Annotated in this window: 14 protein-coding genes; 6 read left to right on the plus strand and 8 right to left on the minus strand. The window is 72.5% G+C overall.

Features of this window, described 5'->3' with window-relative positions; all coding sequences use genetic code 11:
- Window positions 1-53: 53 nt before the first annotated feature.
- On the minus strand, window positions 54-983 hold the full coding sequence (rocF, locus tag AACH10_RS08205) for an arginase (protein WP_341409903.1): 930 nt from the start codon (window positions 981-983) through the stop codon (window positions 54-56).
- A gap of 37 nt (window positions 984-1,020) precedes the next feature.
- Window positions 1,021-1,944, minus strand: coding sequence for an LOG family protein (locus tag AACH10_RS08210; protein WP_341409904.1), 924 nt, complete (start codon window positions 1,942-1,944; stop codon window positions 1,021-1,023).
- A gap of 93 nt (window positions 1,945-2,037) precedes the next feature.
- Between AACH10_RS08210 and AACH10_RS08215 the strand changes: the two genes are divergently transcribed.
- The 3 genes from AACH10_RS08215 (at window position 2,038) to AACH10_RS08225 (ending at window position 5,288) form a co-directional block, all read left to right on the plus strand.
- Window positions 2,038-2,727 (plus strand): HAD family hydrolase, encoded by a 690-nt coding sequence (locus AACH10_RS08215; protein WP_341409905.1) that lies wholly within the window; start codon window positions 2,038-2,040, stop codon window positions 2,725-2,727.
- 153 nt (window positions 2,728-2,880) lie between these two features.
- Window positions 2,881-4,326, plus strand: a complete 1,446-nt coding sequence (locus AACH10_RS08220; RefSeq protein WP_341409906.1) for a S41 family peptidase — start codon at window positions 2,881-2,883, stop codon at window positions 4,324-4,326.
- Between the two features lie 209 nt (window positions 4,327-4,535).
- Window positions 4,536-5,288 carry a HesA/MoeB/ThiF family protein gene (locus AACH10_RS08225; protein ID WP_341409907.1) on the plus strand — a complete coding sequence of 251 codons (753 nt, stop codon included), beginning with the start codon at window positions 4,536-4,538 and terminating at the stop codon, window positions 5,286-5,288.
- A 44-nt stretch (window positions 5,289-5,332) separates the two neighbouring features.
- On the opposite strand, the gene AACH10_RS08230 is transcribed toward AACH10_RS08225, so the two are convergent.
- Complete coding sequence (locus tag AACH10_RS08230) at window positions 5,333-6,031, minus strand: NAD(P)H-binding protein (protein WP_341409908.1); 699 nt, start codon at window positions 6,029-6,031, stop codon at window positions 5,333-5,335.
- Between the two features lie 26 nt (window positions 6,032-6,057).
- On the minus strand, window positions 6,058-7,611 hold the full coding sequence (locus AACH10_RS08235) for a DEAD/DEAH box helicase (RefSeq protein WP_341409909.1): 1,554 nt from the start codon (window positions 7,609-7,611) through the stop codon (window positions 6,058-6,060).
- 328 nt (window positions 7,612-7,939) lie between these two features.
- Between AACH10_RS08235 and AACH10_RS08240 the strand changes: the two genes are divergently transcribed.
- Entirely contained in the window at window positions 7,940-9,769 is a 1,830-nt protein-coding gene (locus AACH10_RS08240; RefSeq protein ID WP_341409910.1) for a M24 family metallopeptidase, read from the plus strand.
- Here AACH10_RS08240 and AACH10_RS08245 read toward each other — a convergent pair.
- The gene (locus tag AACH10_RS08245; RefSeq protein WP_341409911.1) at window positions 9,759-11,297 is read right to left on the minus strand and encodes a methyl-accepting chemotaxis protein; all 1,539 of its coding nucleotides are present in this window, start codon (window positions 11,295-11,297) and stop codon (window positions 9,759-9,761) included. The two genes, AACH10_RS08240 and AACH10_RS08245, sit on opposite strands and share 11 nt — an antisense overlap.
- 204 nt (window positions 11,298-11,501) lie before the next feature.
- Here AACH10_RS08245 and AACH10_RS08250 point away from each other — a divergent pair, with 204 nt between their 5' ends.
- Both AACH10_RS08250 and AACH10_RS08255 read left to right on the plus strand, forming a co-directional pair.
- Window positions 11,502-12,428, plus strand: coding sequence for an ROK family protein (locus tag AACH10_RS08250; protein ID WP_341409912.1), 927 nt, complete (start codon window positions 11,502-11,504; stop codon window positions 12,426-12,428).
- Window positions 12,425-12,730: a hypothetical protein gene (locus AACH10_RS08255; protein WP_341409913.1), complete on the plus strand. Its 306-nt coding sequence runs from the start codon at window positions 12,425-12,427 to the stop codon at window positions 12,728-12,730. Before AACH10_RS08250 ends, AACH10_RS08255 begins: the two co-directional genes overlap by 4 nt.
- Here the strand turns inward: AACH10_RS08255 and AACH10_RS08260 are convergent.
- The 3 genes from AACH10_RS08260 to AACH10_RS08270 are packed head-to-tail and all read right to left on the minus strand — an operon-like array spanning window position 12,717 to window position 17,582.
- On the minus strand, window positions 12,717-13,595 hold the full coding sequence (locus AACH10_RS08260) for a LytR/AlgR family response regulator transcription factor (protein ID WP_341409914.1): 879 nt from the start codon (window positions 13,593-13,595) through the stop codon (window positions 12,717-12,719). The genes AACH10_RS08255 and AACH10_RS08260 overlap by 14 nt on opposite strands.
- A 46-nt stretch (window positions 13,596-13,641) precedes the next feature.
- The gene (locus AACH10_RS08265; RefSeq protein ID WP_341409915.1) at window positions 13,642-14,739 is read right to left on the minus strand and encodes a sensor histidine kinase; all 1,098 of its coding nucleotides are present in this window, start codon (window positions 14,737-14,739) and stop codon (window positions 13,642-13,644) included.
- Window positions 14,736-17,582: a zinc-dependent metalloprotease gene (locus AACH10_RS08270; RefSeq protein ID WP_341409916.1), complete on the minus strand. Its 2,847-nt coding sequence runs from the start codon at window positions 17,580-17,582 to the stop codon at window positions 14,736-14,738. The genes AACH10_RS08265 and AACH10_RS08270 overlap by 4 nt, the downstream gene beginning before the upstream one ends.
- Window positions 17,583-17,616: the final 34 nt, after the last annotated feature.

Raw genomic sequence — 17,616 nt, forward strand, 5'->3', positions numbered from 1 at the left:
CCACAGGAGCCATGCGCCGGCGTGGCGGGGAGCCATCGCCGGCCACGCGCAGCTCAGCCGCGGTCGCGCATCAGCGTGCTCTTGCCGAACAGGCTCTCGATCAGGTCCACCGCCAGCTCGGCGGTCTGGTTGCGCACGTCGAGCGCCGGGTTGAGCTCCATCACGTCCAGGCTGGCCAGGCGGCCGGTGTCGGCGATCATCTCCATGCACAGCTGGGCCTCGCGGTAGCTGGGGCCGCCGCGCACCGTGGTGCCCACGCCGGGCGCGATGTCGGGGTCGAGGAAGTCGACGTCGAAGCTCACGTGCAGGTGGGTGTTGGCGTCCAGCGTGGCCAGGGCCAGTTCCATCGCGTGGCGCATGCCGTGCTCGTCGATGAAGCGCATGTCGAAGACTTCCAGCCCCATCTGGTGCACGAAGCGCTTCTCGCCGGCATCGACCGAGCGGATGCCGATCTGCCGCACCCACTTCGGGCTGATGGCCGGCACCTGGCCGCCGATCTCGATCAACTGCTGCGGGCCGTGGCCGCACAGGCAGGCCACCGGCATGCCGTGCAGGTTGCCGCTGGGCGTGAGCACGTTGGTGTTGAAGTCGGCATGGGCATCGAGCCACAGCACGCGCAGCTTCTTGCCGTCTTCGCGGCAGTGGCGCGCCACGGCGCTGATGCTGCCCAGGCCGAGGCAATGGTCTCCGCCCAGCAGGATGGGCAGGCGCCCCAGCGCCAGCTCGGCATGCACGGCGTCGTGCACGGCGCGGTTCCAGGCCGTCACCTCGGCCAGGTGGCGGTAGCCGTCCACCGGGGGCAGCCAGGGGTTGGACGGGCCGGCCAGGTTGCCGCGGTCGGCCACTTCCAGGCCGTGGCTTTGCAGGATGGGACCGATCTGCGCCACGCGCAGCGCCTCGGGGCCCATGCTGGCGCCGCGGCTGCCGGCGCCGATGTCGGTGGGTGCGCCGATCAGGCTGACCGGCAGGTGGGGGGTGTTCATGGTGCGCGATGGTAGTGGCGCGCCGGCCACCCACGCATCAGGCCGCGCCCGCGGAGCGCTCGTCCTGATCGGCGGCGCTGTCGAAGCCGTAGTGCGCGGCCAGCACGCCCCAGGCTTCCTCGGCCGTCTCGACGAAGTGGAACAGGCCCAGGTCGCCCGGGCTGATCATGCCGGTGTCCACCAGGTGCTGGAAGTTCACCAGCTTCTCCCAGAATGCGCGCCCGAACAGCAGGATCGGCCGCTTGCGGCTCTTGCCGGTCTGGATCAGCGTCATGGTCTCGAACAGCTCGTCCAGCGTGCCGAAGCCGCCCGGGAAGCACACCAGCGCGATGCTGCGCATCACGAAGTGCATCTTGCGCAGCGCGAAGTAGTGGAACTGGAAGCACAGCTCCGGCGTGATGTACGGGTTGGGCTGCTGCTCGTGCGGCAGCACGATGTTCAGGCCGATGCTCTTGCCACCCACCTCGTGCGCGCCGCGGTTGCCGGCCTCCATGATGCCGGGGCCGCCGCCGGTGACCACGTAGATCGGCGTGTCGTGCGCGCGCGATCGCTCGGTGACCAGGGCCGCGAACTCGCGCGCCGCCTCGTAGTAGTCGCTCATCGCCAGCGCGGCCTCGGCACGCTGCAGCGCCTGGGCGTCGCCGGCCGCGCGCGCAGCGGCCACGCGGGCCTGGGCCACATCGCGCGGCAGGATGCGCGCCGAGCCGAAGATCACGATCGTCGACTCGATGCCCAGCTCCTTCTGGATCATCTCGGGCTTGAGCAGCTCGAGCTGCATGCGCACCGGGCGCAGTTCCTCGCGCAGCAGGAACTCGGTGTCGGTGAAGGCCAGGCGGTAGGCGCTCTCGGGGCCGTCGTACAGCGAGGGCGGCTGCGCGGCCTGCGCGTCCTGCTCGGCCGTGGGGAAGTTGCGGGCGGTCAGTTCACCCAGGTGGCGGGGATCGGGCTTCGGATCGGTCATGGTGGCAGCTTAACGCCCTGCGGCGACGGGTGAATGGCGTGCAGGGCTAGCATCCGGCCCCGTTTTGTCGAATTGCGAAAGAGGGGCCGCCCCGTGAACCTGCGTGCGATCACGCTCGACCTGGACGACACGCTGTGGCCGGTGTGGCCGGCCATCCGCCGCGCCGAGGCGCAGCTGCACGACTGGATGCGCGCGCATGCCCCGGCCACCCACGCCGCGCATGACCTGGCCGCGCTGCGCGAGATCCGTGCCGCCGTGGCGCGCGACCTGGCGCACCTGGCGCATGACCTCAGCGCCATGCGCCGCGAGAGCATCCGCCGCGCCCTGGCCGCCGCCGGCGACGACCCCGCGCTGGCCGAGCCGGCCTTCGACGTGTTCATGGCCGCGCGCCAGCAGGTGGACCTGTTCGACGACGTGGTGCCGGCGCTGGCCCGGCTGGCGGCGCGCTTTCCGATCGTGGCGCTGTCCAACGGCAATGCCGACGTGCGCCGCATGCCGGCCATCAGCGGCTTCTTCCAGGCCACGGTCAGCGCGCTGGAACTGGGCGTGGGCAAGCCGGCGCCCGAGGCCTTTGCGGCGGCCTGCGCCCGCGCGGGCTGCGCCGCGCACGAGACCCTGCACGTGGGCGACGACGGCGGCACCGATGTGGATGGCGCGCTGGCCGCCGGCCTGCAGGCGGCCTGGGTGCGCCGCCCCGAGCTGCCACCGCCGGTGGCACCGCGCGGCGAGCCGCAGCATGTGGTGGCCAGCCTGGCCGAACTGGCCGACCGGCTGGGTTGCTGAGACCGCTTCATCCGTCTGGGGAGATCGCCCGAGAAAACGACCGCATTCACGGTGCAACTTTCACGCCAGTCTTCACTCCGTGGAAAAAGGGCGGTCTTATACTGACCGCGTATCCATTCGTTGGCAGGCCGCAACCCGGCCAAGGCGGGCAAGATGACGGGCAAATTGAAGGTGGCGGGGCTGTTGGCGCTGGGTGCGCTGGCCGGAGCGCTCACCACGATGCAGTTGCAGGCCAACGCCCGCAGCTCGCTGGCGCCCCTGCCGCTGGAAGAACTGCAGCAGCTGGCCGCCGTGTTCGGCATGATCAAGAGCGACTACGTCGAACCGGTCGACGAGAAGAAGCTCATCTCAGACGCCATCGGCGGCATGGTGGCCGGGCTCGATCCGCACTCGGTCTACTTCGACAAGAAGACCTTCAAGGAATTCCGCGAGGGCACCACCGGCAAGTTCGTCGGCGTGGGCATCGAGATCGGTATGGAAGACGGCCTGGTCAAGGTGGTCTCGCCGATCGAGGGCTCGCCGGCCTTCCGCGCCGGCCTGAAGCCCGGTGACCTGGTGACCAAGATCGACGACACCGCGGTCAAGGGCCTGAGCATGGACCAGGCCGTCAAGAAGATGCGCGGCGAGCCCAACACCAAGGTGGTGCTCACGATCTTCCGCAAGCTCGAGAACCGCAGCTTCCCGGTGACCATCACGCGCGAGGAGATCCGCGTGCAGAGCGTGCGCGCCAAGGTCATCGAGCCGGGCTACGCCTGGGTGCGCGTGAGCCAGTTCCAGGACCGCACGGTCGAGGACTTCGCCCGCAAGCTCGAAGAGATCTACAAGTCCGAGCCGCACCTGAAGGGCCTGGTGCTGGACCTGCGCAACGACCCCGGCGGCCTGCTCGAAGGCGCGGTGGCGCTGTCGGCGGCCTTCCTGCCCAGTGACGTCACGGTGGTCAGCACCAACGGCCAGATCGCCGAGAGCCGCGCCACTTTCAAGGCATCGCCCGAGTACTACGCCCGCCGCGGCACCAGCGACCCGCTGAAGAAGCTGCCGGCCGCGCTGAAGAGCGTGCCGCTGGTGGTGCTGGTGAACGAAGGCTCGGCCTCGGCCAGCGAGATCGTGGCCGGCGCGCTGCAGGACCACAAGCGCGCCACCATCATGGGCGCGCAGACCTTCGGCAAGGGCTCGGTGCAGACCGTGCGCCCGCTGTCGGCCGAGACGGCGCTGAAGATCACCACCGCGCGCTACTACACGCCCAGCGGCCGCAGCATCCAGGCCAAGGGCATCGTGCCCGACCTGTGGATCGACGAGACCTCCGAGGGCAATGTCTTCGCCGCGCTGCGCATGCGCGAGGCCGACCTCGAGAAGCACCTGGGCAACGGCAAGGAAGCCGAGGTCAAGGACGAGGCCCGCGAGAAGGCGCGCGAAGAGGCGCGCAAGAAGCTTGAGGAGCTCTCGGCCAAGACCAAGGAGCCGCCCAAGCCGCTGCCCGAGTTCGGCAGCACCGAGGACTGGCCGCTGGTGCAGGCGCTGAACCAGCTCAAGGGCAAGCCGGTGGCGGTGAGCAAGACGCTGTCGGAGCGCAAGGCAGCGCTCGATGAAGACAAGCAGTGATTGAAGCACCCGCCGGGCGGGCTGAGCCCGGACACAAGGCGTCCTGAGGACGGCTTGTGCCTGGCGAAGCGGTCAGCCATGCCAGGCTGACCGTGGGGACGGCCCGCTTGGGAGCGGCCCGGCGCTGGGCTGCGACGCTCCGATCCGCATTGATTCAAGGCCCGCCTCGGCGGGCCTTTGTCATTCATGGCGCTATGCTGCGCGCCACCATGAACGACGACCAACTGCTGCGCTACTCGCGCCACATCCTGCTCGACGAGATCGGCATCGAGGGCCAGACCCGGATCCTCGAGGGCCATGCGCTGGTGATCGGCGCGGGCGGCCTGGGCTCGCCGGTGGCGCTGTACCTGGGCACGGCCGGCGTGGGCCGCATCACGCTGGTGGACCACGACACGGTGGACGTCACCAACCTGCAGCGCCAGATCGCGCACAACCTGGCGCGGGTGGGCCACCCGAAGGCCGAGTCGGCGCGCGAGACCATCGCCGCCATCAACCCCGACGTGCAGGTGCGTCCGGTGGTGCAGCGCGCCGATGCCGCCTTCCTGGCCGAGGCGGTGGCCGCGGCCGATGTGGTGCTGGACTGCAGCGACAACTTCCAGACCCGCCATGCGGTCAACGCGGCCTGCGTGGCCGCGGGCAAGCCGCTGGTCTCGGGCGCGGCCATCGGCTTCGACGGCCAGATCTCGGTCTACGACACGCGGCGCGCCGAGGCACCGTGCTACCACTGCGTGTTCCCGGCCGAGGCCACGTTCGAGGAGGTGCGCTGCGCCACGATGGGCGTGTTCGCACCGCTGGTGGGCATCATCGGCACCATGCAGGCGGCCGAGGCCTTGAAGCTGCTGGCCGGCATCGGCAGTTCGCTGGCCGGCCGGCTGCAGATGCTGGACGCGCGCACGATGGAGTGGACCGAGATCCGCATGCCGCGCCAGAAGCACTGCACGGTGTGCGGACACCGCGACTGACCTGCGACCGACCCGCGGCGGGACCTGCTCGCGCTTGCGGGCTGTCAGGCGCCCAGGCGCTGCAGGGCGTCGGATTCGAGGATCTGCACGGCCGCACCATCGGCGGCCAGCGCGCGGTGCAGGGCGTGGGCCACCACGTCGGCGCGGATCGGCCGCAGGCGGGCGGGCAGCAGCCAGCCGATGGCCGGTGTCACGGCCTGCGCCAGGCGTTCAGCCGGGCGTGAAGGCTGGCCCAGCGGGCCGCGGTCGCCCAGCAGCAGCGACGGCCGCGCGATCACCAGGCGCGGCCAGCCCACCGCGGTGAGCGCGGCCTCGGCCTCGCCCTTGACGCGGTTGTAGAACACCGACGAGGCCGCATCGGCGCCGAGCGCCGACACCACGCCCAGGCGCTGCGCACCCGCGTCGCGGGCGGCCCGGGCAAAGGCCAGCACGGCGTCGAGGTCGACCGCGCGGAAGGCAGCCTGCGAGCCGGCCACCTGGATGGTGGTGCCCAGCGCGCAGAACGCGGCGTCGATGGCCGGCAGCGCCGGGGCCCCGGGTTGGCCCAGGCCGGCCGGATCGGCGAAGACCGCCCGGGTCTTGGCCTCGGGCAGCACGCCCGGGCCCGGTGCGCGGCGCAGCACGGCATGCACCGCCTGCACCTGGGCATCGGCCGCCAGGCTGTGCAGCAGGGCCCGGCCCACCAGGCCGCTGGCACCGGCCACGGCCACACGCCGCAGGGGGTGCGGGGCAGGGCGGTGCATGGCCGGTGGCGGCGCGCCTGCGGGGCTCAGCGCTTGGGCTGGGTCAGGCGCGACACCAGGCCGCCGGCGCCGCTGCGCTGGCCGCCCTGGCCACCACCGCCCTGGCCGCCACCGCTGCCCTGGGCCGGACGGCCACCGCCCTGGCCCTGCGCCTGGCGCGGCTGGCCTTGCGGGGCCGGGCCGCGGCCGCCCTGAGGCGCCGGACCGCGACCGCCTTGCGGCGCCGGACGGCCCTGGCCGCCGCCCGAGCCACCGCCCGAACCGCCACCGGGACCGCGGCCACCGCCCTGGGCACCACGGTGGCCACCGCCACCGCCGCCGCCCGGACGGCCACCACCACCACCGGGCCGGCCCATGCCGCCGCCGGGGTTGCGCTTGGTGCCGCCCACACCGATGGTCATGCGGCCCAGCACGATGGGCTCGGCACGCTCGTCGGCCGGGGCCTCGAAACCGGGGATCGGCTCGCGCGGGATCTGGCGCTTGATCAGCTTCTCGATGTCCTTGAGGAAGATCTCCTCGTCCAGGCACACCAGGCTGATGGCCTCGCCCTGCGCGCCGGCTCGGCCGGTGCGGCCGATGCGGTGCACATAGTCTTCCGGCACGTTGGGCAGCTCGAAGTTCACCACGTGCGGCAACTGGTCGATGTCGATGCCGCGCGCCGCGATGTCGGTGGCCACCAGCACCGGCAGCTCGCCGCTCTTGAACTCGCTGAGCGCCTTGGTGCGCGCGCCCTGGCTCTTGTTGCCGTGGATGGCCATGGCGCCGATGCCGCGGTCGTTCAGGTACTCGGCCAGGCGGTTGGCGCCGTGCTTCATGCGCGTGAACACCAGCACCTGGTGCCAGTCGCCCTCGCGGATCAGGTGCGCCAGCAGTTCCTTCTTCTTGTCGCGCGCGACCGGGTGGATCTTCTGCGCGATGGCGTCGTTGGTCTGGTTGCGGCGGGCCACCTCGATCAGCGCCGGCTGGTTCAGCAGGCGGTCGGCCAGGGCCTTGATGTCATCGGAGAAGGTGGCCGAGAACAGCAGGTTCTGGCGCTTGGGCGGCAGCACGGCCAGCACCTTCTTGATGTCGTGGATGAAGCCCATGTCGAGCATGCGGTCGGCTTCGTCGAGCACCAGGATCTCGATCTTGCTGAGGTCCAGCGTGCCCTGGCCGTGGTGGTCCAGCAGGCGGCCGGGGGTGGCCACCAGGATGTCCACGCCCTGGCGCAGGCGGTCGATCTGCGGCTGCATGCCCACGCCGCCGAACATCACCATGCTCTTGAGCGGCAGGTACTTGCCGTAGGTGCGCACGCTCTCCTCCACCTGGGCCGCGAGTTCGCGGGTGGGGGTGAGGATCAGCGCGCGGATCATGGCGCGGCCGCGGGCGTCGCGCACCGGCTTGTCGACCGACAGGCGCTGCAGCAGCGGCAGCGTGAAACCGGCGGTCTTGCCGGTGCCGGTCTGGGCGCCGGCGAGCAGGTCGCCGCCCTTCAGCACGGCGGGGATGGCTTGCGCCTGGATGGGGGTGGGTGCGTCGTAGCCCTGTTCGTGCACGGCGCGCAGCAACGGCTCGGCCAAGCCGAGATCGGTGAATTTCATCGGTGAGGGGGTGTGGCCCCGGGGAGGGGTGGGGCGCATCGGTCGGCCTCGCAACCGCTCGTTGCCGAGGGCTCCAGTCGGAAGAGGCCGCAAGGTCGATGTGAAGGTCGGATCGACTGTGCCCGCGTGACTGGTGGCGCCGGCACGAACCCATTGTAGCGGCCGGGGTGTCCCCCAGCGCGTGACAAGGCGGGCCATCGCCATGCAGTTCACGGCGTGACCATGCGTCATGGTGCCGTCACGTGTGCGGGGCGGCTCCTAGAATCGTCGCTCCCTCACCACGGTGCAGGCCCACCCGGCCTGCCGCCGATCCCGCCGGAGCCTCACGATGGACACCCGCACCCACCCCGCCCGTGAACGCGTGCAGCGCGTGCGCGACGCGCTCGCCGCCCATGGCGCCCATGCCCTGCTGGTGCCCAGCGCCGACCCGCACCTGTCGGAATACCTGCCCGGCCGCTGGCAGGCGCGCGAGTGGCTGTCGGGCTTCACCGGCTCGATGGGCACGCTGGTGGTCACGCGCGACGAGGCCGCGCTGTTCGCCGACAGCCGCTACTGGGAGCAGGCCGAGCGCGAGCTGCTGGGCAGCGGCATCGCGCTGGTGAAGATCCCCACCGGCGCGGCCACGCACCACATCGACTGGCTGGCCCGCCACACGCCGCGCGGCGGCATGGTGTGCGTCGATGGCGACGTGCTGGGCCTGGCCGCGGCCAAGCTGCTGGGCAGCGCGCTGGATGCCGCGGGCGTGCAGCTGCGCACCGACACCGACCTGATGAACACCGTGTGGCCCGACCGACCGGCGCTGCCGCAGGCCGGCGTGTACGCCCACGAAGCGCCCTACGCGCCCGAGCAACGCGCCGCGCGCCTGGCCCGCGTACGCGAGGCCGTGGCGGCGCAGGGTGGCACGCACCACTTCGTGTCCACCGTCGACGACGTGGCCTGGATCACCCAGCTGCGTGGTTCCGACGTCGACTACAACCCGGTGTTCCTGGCCCACCTGCTGGTCACGCTGACCGGGGCGACGCTGTTCGTCGGCCAGGGTGACGACGGTGGCAAGGTGCCGGCCGCGCTGGCCGCGGCGCTGGCCGCCGACGGCATCGCGCTGGCGCCCTACGAGGCCGCGGCGGCGGCGCTGCGCGCGCTGCCGGCCGATGCGGTGCTGCTGATCGATCCGCGCCGCATCACGCTGGGTTTCCGCCAGCAGGTGCCGGCCGGCGTGAAGGTGATCGAGGCCATCAACCCCAGCACGCTGGCCAAGAGCCGCAAGGGTGAGGTCGAGGCCACCCACATCCGCGAGGCCATGGCCGAAGACGGTGCGGCGATGTGCGCGTTCTATGCCTGGTTCGAGGCCGCGCTGGCGCGTGGCGAGCGCATCAGCGAGCTGACCATCGACGAGAAGCTCAGCGCCGAGCGCGCCCAGCGCCCCGGCTTCAAGGGCCTGAGCTTTTCCACCATCGCCGGCTTCAATGCCAATGGCGCGCTGCCGCACTACCGCGCGCTGCCCAGCGCCTATGCCTGGATCGAGGGTGACGGCCTGCTGCTGATCGACTCGGGTGGCCAGTACCTGGGCGGCACCACCGACATCACCCGCGTGTGGCCGATCGGCCAGGTGAGTGCGGCGCAACAGCGCGACTACACGCTGGTGCTCAAGGGCACGATGGCGCTGTCACGTGCGCGTTTCCCGCGCGGCACGTTGAGCCCGATGCTCGACGCCATCGCCCGCGCGCCGCTGTGGGAACACGGGCTGGACTACGGCCACGGCACCGGCCATGGCGTGGGCTATTTCCTGGCCGTGCACGAGGGCCCGCAGAGCATCAGCAAGACCGTGCCCGAGCCGCAGATGGCCATGGAGCCGGGCATGATCACCTCGATCGAGCCGGGGCTGTACCGCTCGGGCCAGTGGGGCATCCGCATCGAGAACCTGGTGATGAACCGCGTGGCCGCCACGCCCGAGCAGGGCGCTTTCGGCGAGATGCTGGAGTTCGAGACGCTGACGCTGTGCCCGATCGACACACGCTGCATCGACCGCAGCCTGCTGCGCGCCGACGAGGTGGCCTGGCTCAACGCCTACCACGCCACGGTGCGCGAACGCCTGGCGCCCAAGGTGAGCGGCGCGGCGCTGGACTGGCTGATCGCGCGCACCGAGCCGATCACACCCTGAACGTGCCCACCAGCTGCGTCAGCCGGCCGGCCTGATCCTTCAGGCTCTCGGCGGCGGCGGCGCTCTGCTCCACCAGCGCGGCGTTCTGCTGCGTCACGCCGTCAAGCTGGGTGACGGCGGCGTTCACCTCGCTCAGGCCGCCGCTCTGCTCGCGCGTGGCGGCCGAGATCTCGCCGATGATGTCCGACACGCGCTGCACGCTGTCGACGATCTCGCGCATGGTCTGGCCGGCATCGCCCACCAGGCGCGCGCCGGTTTCCACCTTGTCGACGCTGGTGCCGATCAGGCCCTTGATCTCGCGCGCCGCCGTGGCGCTGCGCTGCGCCAGCGTGCGCACTTCACCGGCCACCACCGCGAAGCCGCGGCCCTGCTCGCCGGCGCGGGCGGCTTCCACCGCCGCGTTCAGCGCCAGGATGTTGGTCTGGAAGGCGATGCCGTCGATGGTGCCGATGATGTCGGCGATCTTCTTGCTGCTGGTGTGGATCTCGTCCATGGTGCTGACCACCTGCTGCACCATGTCGCCGCCGCGGCGTGCCACGCTGGCGGCGGAGCTGGCCAGCTGGTTGGCCTGGGCGGCCGATTCGGCGCTCTGGCGCACCGTGCCGGTCATCTCCTCCATGGCGCTGGCCGTCTGCTGCAGATTGCCGGCGGCCTGCTCGGTGCGGTGGCTCAGGTCGGCGTTGCCGCCCGCCACCTCGGCGCTGGCAGTCTGGATGCTGTCGGCGGTGTGGCGGATGTCGGTCACCAGCGTGGCCAGGCGGGTCTGCATCGCGGCGATGGCCTGCAGCAGCCGGCCCAGCTCGTCCTGGCGGCGGTGGTCGATCGGGTTGTCGAGCCGGCCTTCGGCGATGCGCTCGGCCACCGTGATGGCCTCGCCCAGCGGCTGCTGGATGCCGGCGCTGACGCGCCAGGCCACCAGCACGCCCACGCCCAGCGCGGCGGCCACCAGTGCGGCTTCCAGCCCCAGCGTCCAGCGGGTGGCGGCCTGCACGGCCTGCGCGGCCTCGTCGCTGGCCTTGGCCTGGCGCGCAACCAGGGCCTCCACCTTGCCGCGCCAGGCCTGCTCCACCGGGCGCAGGTGCGTGGTGAGGGTCAGCGTGGCCTCGATGTTGGCGCCGTCCTGGCCCTGCTTGGCCGCCTGCTGCACCAGCGGGATGGCCTTGGCGGCCAGCGCGGCCACCTCGGCCACCAGCTTGCGGTCCTCGTCGCTGCCGTCGGCCGAGGCCTCGGCCAGCGCCTTGGCGCTGCGCTCGTAGGCGTCGCGGAACTTGGTCAGCAGCGCCATCTCGGCATCGATCTCCTTCAGGTCGGTCAGCAGCGTGATCGAGCGGGCCTGGATGGCCATGCCGTTGATGCCGTTCAGCAGCTGGTGCGCGAGCTCGGCGCGCCGGTTGTTCACCTCGACGATCTGCTGCACCTGCGAGCCATTGCGCTGCAGGGCCGCCGCACCGACCGCCGCCACGCCCACCAGCAGGGCCAGCAACAGGCCGCAGCCGCCCCACAGGCGGCCACGGATCGAGGTTTGCATGCCAGGAATCATTCAGACGTCTCCTACCAATGCCGTCGCGGCCGTGTGCCGCGCCGGTCTTGGGGCTGCATCGGCCGGGCGCCCGATGTCTTGAATTGGAGCAGTGCTGATACCCTGCTTGCCGTGATGTCCGCAGCAGCTTCCACCGGGCCTGGGTCGGCCCGTGTCACCCCGGCGACGGGCTCGGCCCCCGAGGCCGCCGCCATGCCGGCCGGCCTGCCCGCACTGGGCATCGACGTCGGCGGCACCAAGATCGAGGCGGTGCTGCTGGCGCCCGACGGCCGCGCGCTGTGGCGCGAACGCCGGCCCTCGCCATCGGCCGACTACGCCGAGATGCTGGCGGCCATCGCGGGCCTGGTGGCCGGCGCCCGGGCGGTGTCGCCAGCAGGCTGCAGCATCGGCCTGGGCACGCCGGGCAGCCTGACGGCCGATGGCCGCATCAAGAACGCCAACACCCAGTGCCTGAACGGCCGTGCGCTGGCCGAGGACCTGCACGCCCGGCTGGGCCAGCCGGTGCGCATCGCCAACGATGCCAACTGCCTGGCCCTGTCGGAGGCCACCGATGGCGCCGGGCAGGGCGCCGGCGTGGTGTTCGCGGCCATCCTGGGCACCGGCACCGGGGCGGGCATCGTGGTCGATGGCCGGGTGCTGGTGGGTCCCAATCGCCTGGCCGGCGAGTGGGGCCACAACCCCTTGCCCTGGGCGCCGGCCGACGAGCCCTGCCTGCCCTGCTACTGCGGGCAGCAGGGCTGCGTGGAGACGCTGGTCAGCGGCCCGGGCCTGGCGGCCGACCATGCGCGCCGGCACGGCGGCGCGCTCAGCGCCCAGCAGATCGCCGCGGCGGCCGAGGCGGGTGACGCCGCCGCCCAGGCCACGCTGGCGCGTTGGCACCAGCGGCTGGCGCGTGCGCTGGCCGGCGTGATCAACCTGCTGGACCCCGAAGTCATCGTGCTGGGCGGTGGGCTGTCGCGCATGGCCGCCACCTACCAGGCGGTACCGGCGCTGTGGGACCGCTGGGTGTTCTCGGGCGGGCTGCGCGAGCCGGTGCGCACGCGCCTGCTGCCGGCGCAGCACGGTGATGCCTCGGGCGTGCGCGGGGCGGCCTGGTTGTGGAAGGATGCGGCCCCATGACGCCGAACCCGAACCCGAATCCGACCCTGGCCGCATCGATCGACGCGCTGCGTGCCGGCACGCTGGACGTGCATGCCCTGGTGGCGCAGTGGCGCGCCGCCGCGGCCGCCTGGCCGGGCCTGCCGCCGCGCTATGCCGCGGTGCTGGAGAAGCTGCTGGCCCCGCTGGAGGCCAGCGCGATGTTCGGCGAGGAGAGCTGCAGCTTCAGCCGCGCCGACCTGGCCGACACCCTGCTGCAGTGGCTGCAACATGTCCAGGCCGCGGCGCCGGGCGGTCCCGGCGACGGCGCTACATCTGCCTGAACAGGTGCAGGAAGCTGCGGCTGACCGGCAGGGTCTCGGGCCGGCCGCGCAGGTGCACGTCGGCGGTGTCGTTGGCACCGCGCACCACCTGGGCGATGGCGCGCAGGTTCACGATCACCGAGCGGTGCACCTGGGCGAAGCACTCGGGGTCGAGCTCGTCCACCAGTTCGCGGATCGGCTTGCGGATCAGCGCCTCGCCGCCCTGCCAGACCACCAGCGTGTACTTCTCGTCCGAGCGCAGGTAGATCACCTCGTCCACCGGGATCAGGCGCACGGCGTTGCCCACCGACGCCTTGATCCACTGCAGCCAGGCGCGGCCGTTGGCATGCTGCAGCCGCGCGGCCAGGCGCGCCAGCACGGCGTCGATGCGCCCCGAGCCGTCGTCGCCGTCTTCACCGGTGCCGGCGGCAGGCGCCTCGCCCGGCCCGGCGGCCGCGGGCGTGGCGGCCAGCCGCTCGCGCAAGCGGCCCACGGTGTCGGCCAGGCGCGCGGCCTCGAAGGGCTTGACCAGGTAGTCGACCGCCCCCTGCTCGAAGGCCTGCACCGCGTACTGCTCGTAGGCGGTGACGAAGACCAGCAGTGCGCATGACGTGACCGCGCCACCCGTGCCGCCCGCGCCGTGGCTGGCGCGTGCGGCGGCCTCGGCCTCGCGGATGGCGCGGGCGGCGTCCACGCCGCTCAGGCCGGGCATGTGCACATCCAGGAACACGATGTCGGGCCGATGCTGGGCGCACAGGGCCACCGCCTCGCGGCCGTTGCGTGCCTGGGCCTGCACCTGCAGCTCGGGCCACAGCCGCGCCAGGTGGCTGGCCAGGTGCTCGCGCAGCAGCGGTTCGTCGTCGGCGATCAGGCAGGTGGGCGGCATGGCGGGCGAAGGCAGGCGAAGGCGGGCGGAGCAGGGCGTGCGCGCGTCAGGCGGCTTGCGGCACGCGGATCTCGGCGCACACGCCGTGCGGCGCCACCTCGGCCAGCTCCAGCCGCGCGGCGGGGCCGTACACGCTGGCCAGGCGCTCGCGCAGGTTGGCCAGGCCGGTGCCCGGCGCGGCAGTGGCGGCCATGCCCACGCCGGTGTCGGTCACGCGCAGCAGCAGGGCGCCGTCGGCCGCGCGGCGGGCCTGCACCTCGATGCGACCGCCGTCCTCGGCGGGGTCGATGCCGTGGCGCACGGCGTTCTCCACCAGGGTCAGCAGGGCCATGGCCGGAAAGCGCGCGGTCTCCACGCCGTCCTCGGCCTGCACGGTGAACTGCAGGCGGTCGGGCATGCGCAGGTGCATCAGCTCGAGGTAGGCGCGCACCAGGGTCAGCTCATTGGCCAGCGCCGGCAGGCCGCCGTCCTCGTGCAGCCGGGGCAGGGCGGCGCGCAGGTAGGCGATCAGGCTGCGCAGCACCTCGGGGGCGCGCGGCGAGCCGGTTTCCACCAGGGCCTGCACATTGGCCAGGGTGTTGAACAGGAAGTGCGGCTCGATCTGCGCGGTCAGCAGCGCCAGGCGGGCGTCCACGGCCTGGCGCGCCAGCTCGGCCTGGTGCAGGTCGAGCTGCAGCTGCAGCGTGCGGGCCTGGGCCTCGCGCTCGCGCAGCAGCGAGCCCAGCGCCAGCACCAGGCCCACCAGGATGGCGGGCACCGAGATCCACAGGAAGCCGAACAGCCGCGCCTCGTTGGTGACGAAGGCCCGGAAGTCGCCGCGCGTGGACACCAGGTACACCACCAGCGTGGCCAGCGGCGCGGCCAGCGCCAGCGCCAGCGACTGCACCAGCCAGCGCGGCACCTGGCGCGGCAGCCCCCTGGGTTGCCAGTGGCCCGCGGCGCTGAAGGCCAGCAGGCTGGTCAGCGCGACGAAGACCGTGCGGCCGGTGAGTTCGAGGAACGAGGGCTTGAAAATCGGGTTCAGCAGCGCCGCACCCACCACCGCCAGGCCGATCACCCAGCCCAGCGTGAGCGGCTTGAGCCCGCGCAGCCAGGCGCGCCAGCCGATGGCCGGCGCCACCGCGACCGACGCGTCGGCGCTCATGCGCCGGTGCGCTCCATCTTCGCGGCCAGCGCGCTGCGCAGCGACTCGGCGCTGTCCTGCAGGTGCGCGCGGGTCTCGGTGCCCAGGCCGTTGCGGCGGCTGGCGCGCTCGATGCGGGCCAGCAGCGCGGTGGCCTGGCTGCGCACCAGGGCACGCGCATCGGCGCGGGCCAGCAGGCCGGGCTTGATGACGAGTGCGGTCAGGCGGTTCAGGTGCTCGCGCTGCAGATCGCGGCGCGTGGCGCCGATCTCGGCGGCGCTGCCGCTGGCCGCCAGCTCGCTCCAGACGTCGGCCTCGAGCTGCTGGTACAGGTCGCGCAGGTGCAGGGCCTGCGCGGGCTGGTCGACCTTGGCCTCGTTGTCCAGCACGCGGCGGGCCAGGTCGTCGCTCATCAGGCGGTTGAGCAGGGCGCGCTGCATGTCCAGCACGTTCTGGCCGAGCGGGAACTCGGTGGGCGTGGCCGCCAGGTTCTCCTGGCGTTCCAGGTAGTCGGGCGCCAGGCGGCGCTGCAGCGCCGGGCTGACCGGGAAGGCGTTGGCCGCCAGCACGCGCTGGCTCAGCAGCGTGAGCGCGGCGCGCTGGGTCTCGGCCGGCACCGGTTGCAGCGGGTCGCGCCCGGTGTTCGCGAAGTCGCGCAGCGTGCGCACCCCACCCACCTGGCGCAGCAGCACGCCGGCGGCGCGTCCGGCATCGCGCAGCGCGTACGACACCGAGCGGCGCAGGCCGGCGAAATCCTCGTCGGGCTTGAGCTGGCGCGTCTCCTGGCGCTTGAGCAGGTCGGCCACGATGTCGAAGCGGCGCTTGGCAAAGGCGATCGGGTCGTCGCCCAGGTCCATCTGCAGCGCATCGGGGTCGATGCCGAGCAGGTTGTCCTCGTCGGTGCCGTAGGCCAGGTCACGCTCGCCGCTGCGGCCGGCGATGCGCTGCAGTTCGGCCTTCTCGTCGGCGGTGGCGATGGGCTTGTAGGCGTACTCGATGGCCCAGTAGTCGTACGGGCCCAGCGTCACCTGGAACGGCGCGGCCGCCGGCTCGCCCGGGGCCGGCAGGTTCACCGGCGCGTACTCCATCACCGAGCCGGTGAAGGCGTGGTCCTTGGTGAAGGCCGGGTCGGCGACCTGCTTGTCGCTGAAGATGCGCGAGGCGCGGAAGTTGTGCCGCAGGCCCAGCGTGTGGCCCACCTCGTGCATCGTGGTGTCCTTCAGGTAGGCCAGCACGAACGCCTGGGCCTCGGGGCTGTCGGGGTCCAGGTCGCCGCGGGCGGCCAGCACGTCGAGCGCGAAGCCCAGTTGTTCGGCCGCGTGGTCGCCGTGGGCGCAGGCCAGGTGGTCGTGCAGGCTGGCGCTGTCGGTCGGCGCCTGGGCCACCTGCATCAGCTGCGCCCACTCGGCCGGGCCGCTGGCCGCGCCCAGGATGCGCGCCCGCGCGGCGCGGACGTTGCGCGAGGACAGGCTTTCCATGCCGATGTCGGCGTCCAGGATCTCGCCGCTGCGCGGGTCGACGTGGGACGGGCCGATGGCACCGAACACCGGGTCGCGGTTGACCATCCAGCGCACCGAGGCGATGCCGGCGTCCAGCGTGTCCCAGTCGGCATCGTCGGGCTGCTGCTTGACCTCGATGGCGTTCTTGAAGCCGGCCTTCTCGAAGGCCTTGTTCCACTCCAGCACGCCGGCGGTGATGACCTCGCGGTACTTGACCGGGATGTTGCGGTCCAGCCAGTAGGTGATGGGCTTGACCGGCTCGGACACGGCGGCGGCCGGGTCCTTCTTCTCCAGGCGCCAGCGGTTGACGATGCGCTTGCGCGGCGAGCGCGCCAGGTCGTCGCTGAAGTCGTCGGTGGTGGACAGGAAGTAGCCCACGCGCGGATCGGCCACGCGGGCGGCCATCGGCTGCTCGGGCAGGCGGGCCAGCGAGTAGTGGATGCCCAGGAACAGGCTGCGCGCATCCATCAGGCCGCGCGGCGTGGTGGGCACCGGCGCGCCGGGCGGCGTGCCCGGCTGCGGCACGGCGATGACCGGCGAGGCGTAGTGGTTCTGCACCTCCAGCACCAGCAGGTCGGGCTTGCCGCGCAGGCCCAGCACGGCCGAGTTGCGACCGTCGAAGCTGTAGCTCTGGCGGTAGGTGCGCTGCAGCGTGGCGCCCAGGCCCAGCATGTCGCCCACGAAGATGGCGGCGCCGTCGATCAGCACCGACTTGCGCTCGGGGTGCGCCGCGCTGGCCACCGGGATGCTGCCCAGCAGGCTGGGCGAGATGGCACTGGCCACCGCGCGCGCCTCGGGCGTGCCGGCCTGGGCGATCTGCTGGGTGTTGATGGCTTCCAGGCGCACCACGTTGTGCACGCGCTTCCACTGCACCAGGCGCGGGGAGGGCAGCATCAGGCCGCCGAAGAACATCGACTCGCCGATGCCGCTGGTCAGCTTGGGCGACAGGAAGAAGGGCTTGTCGAAGTCCTCGGGCCGCAGCTCCAGCCAGACCTTCTCGTCCTTGCGCCAGGCCGTGAACAGGCCCTTGACCTCGGTGGCGTCCTTGATGACGGTGGCGAAGGCCGGCGGCTGGCCGGGGGCCGGCGGGGCGGCAGCGGCCGGTGTGGCACCGGCCGGAGCGGCGCCGCTGGCCGCGCGGGCCGGTGCGGGCGCGGCGGCAGCCGGTCGCGAAGTCGCCGCTGGTGTGGCGGCGGGGGCAGGGGCCGGGGCGGCCTGCTGGGGCGCCGCTGCGGCCGCCGTGCCGGCCGCCGCAGGGGTGCCGGTGCCGGCGGGCAGCTGCGCGCAGCCGGCCATCAGCGCGGCAACGGTGGCGGTGGCCAGCGCCGAAAGGCGCCAGACGGCTTGCGGGTGCGTGAAGGACATCGGCAGGGTTCCACAGTGGAGCGTCCTGACGATT

The sequence above is a fragment of the Pseudaquabacterium inlustre genome (genome assembly GCF_038066595.1).
Classification (GTDB): Bacteria; Pseudomonadota; Gammaproteobacteria; order Burkholderiales; family Burkholderiaceae_C; genus Pseudaquabacterium; species Pseudaquabacterium inlustre.

Coding starts and splice junctions, on each gene's coding strand:
- rocF (WP_341409903.1), bottom strand. CDS start 983: ATGAACACCCCCCACCTGCCGGTCAGCCTGATCGGCGCACCCACCGAC.
- AACH10_RS08220 (WP_341409906.1), top strand. CDS start 2,881: ATGACGGGCAAATTGAAGGTGGCGGGGCTGTTGGCGCTGGGTGCGCTG.
- AACH10_RS08250 (WP_341409912.1), top strand. CDS start 11,502: ATGCCGGCCGGCCTGCCCGCACTGGGCATCGACGTCGGCGGCACCAAG.
- AACH10_RS08225 (WP_341409907.1), top strand. CDS start 4,536: ATGAACGACGACCAACTGCTGCGCTACTCGCGCCACATCCTGCTCGAC.
- AACH10_RS08245 (WP_341409911.1), bottom strand. CDS start 11,297: ATGCAAACCTCGATCCGTGGCCGCCTGTGGGGCGGCTGCGGCCTGTTG.
- AACH10_RS08265 (WP_341409915.1), bottom strand. CDS start 14,739: ATGAGCGCCGACGCGTCGGTCGCGGTGGCGCCGGCCATCGGCTGGCGC.
- AACH10_RS08235 (WP_341409909.1), bottom strand. CDS start 7,611: ATGAAATTCACCGATCTCGGCTTGGCCGAGCCGTTGCTGCGCGCCGTG.
- AACH10_RS08230 (WP_341409908.1), bottom strand. CDS start 6,031: ATGCACCGCCCTGCCCCGCACCCCCTGCGGCGTGTGGCCGTGGCCGGT.
- AACH10_RS08240 (WP_341409910.1), top strand. CDS start 7,940: ATGGACACCCGCACCCACCCCGCCCGTGAACGCGTGCAGCGCGTGCGC.
- AACH10_RS08260 (WP_341409914.1), bottom strand. CDS start 13,595: ATGCCGCCCACCTGCCTGATCGCCGACGACGAACCGCTGCTGCGCGAG.
- AACH10_RS08270 (WP_341409916.1), bottom strand. CDS start 17,582: ATGTCCTTCACGCACCCGCAAGCCGTCTGGCGCCTTTCGGCGCTGGCC.
- AACH10_RS08255 (WP_341409913.1), top strand. CDS start 12,425: ATGACGCCGAACCCGAACCCGAATCCGACCCTGGCCGCATCGATCGAC.
- AACH10_RS08210 (WP_341409904.1), bottom strand. CDS start 1,944: ATGACCGATCCGAAGCCCGATCCCCGCCACCTGGGTGAACTGACCGCC.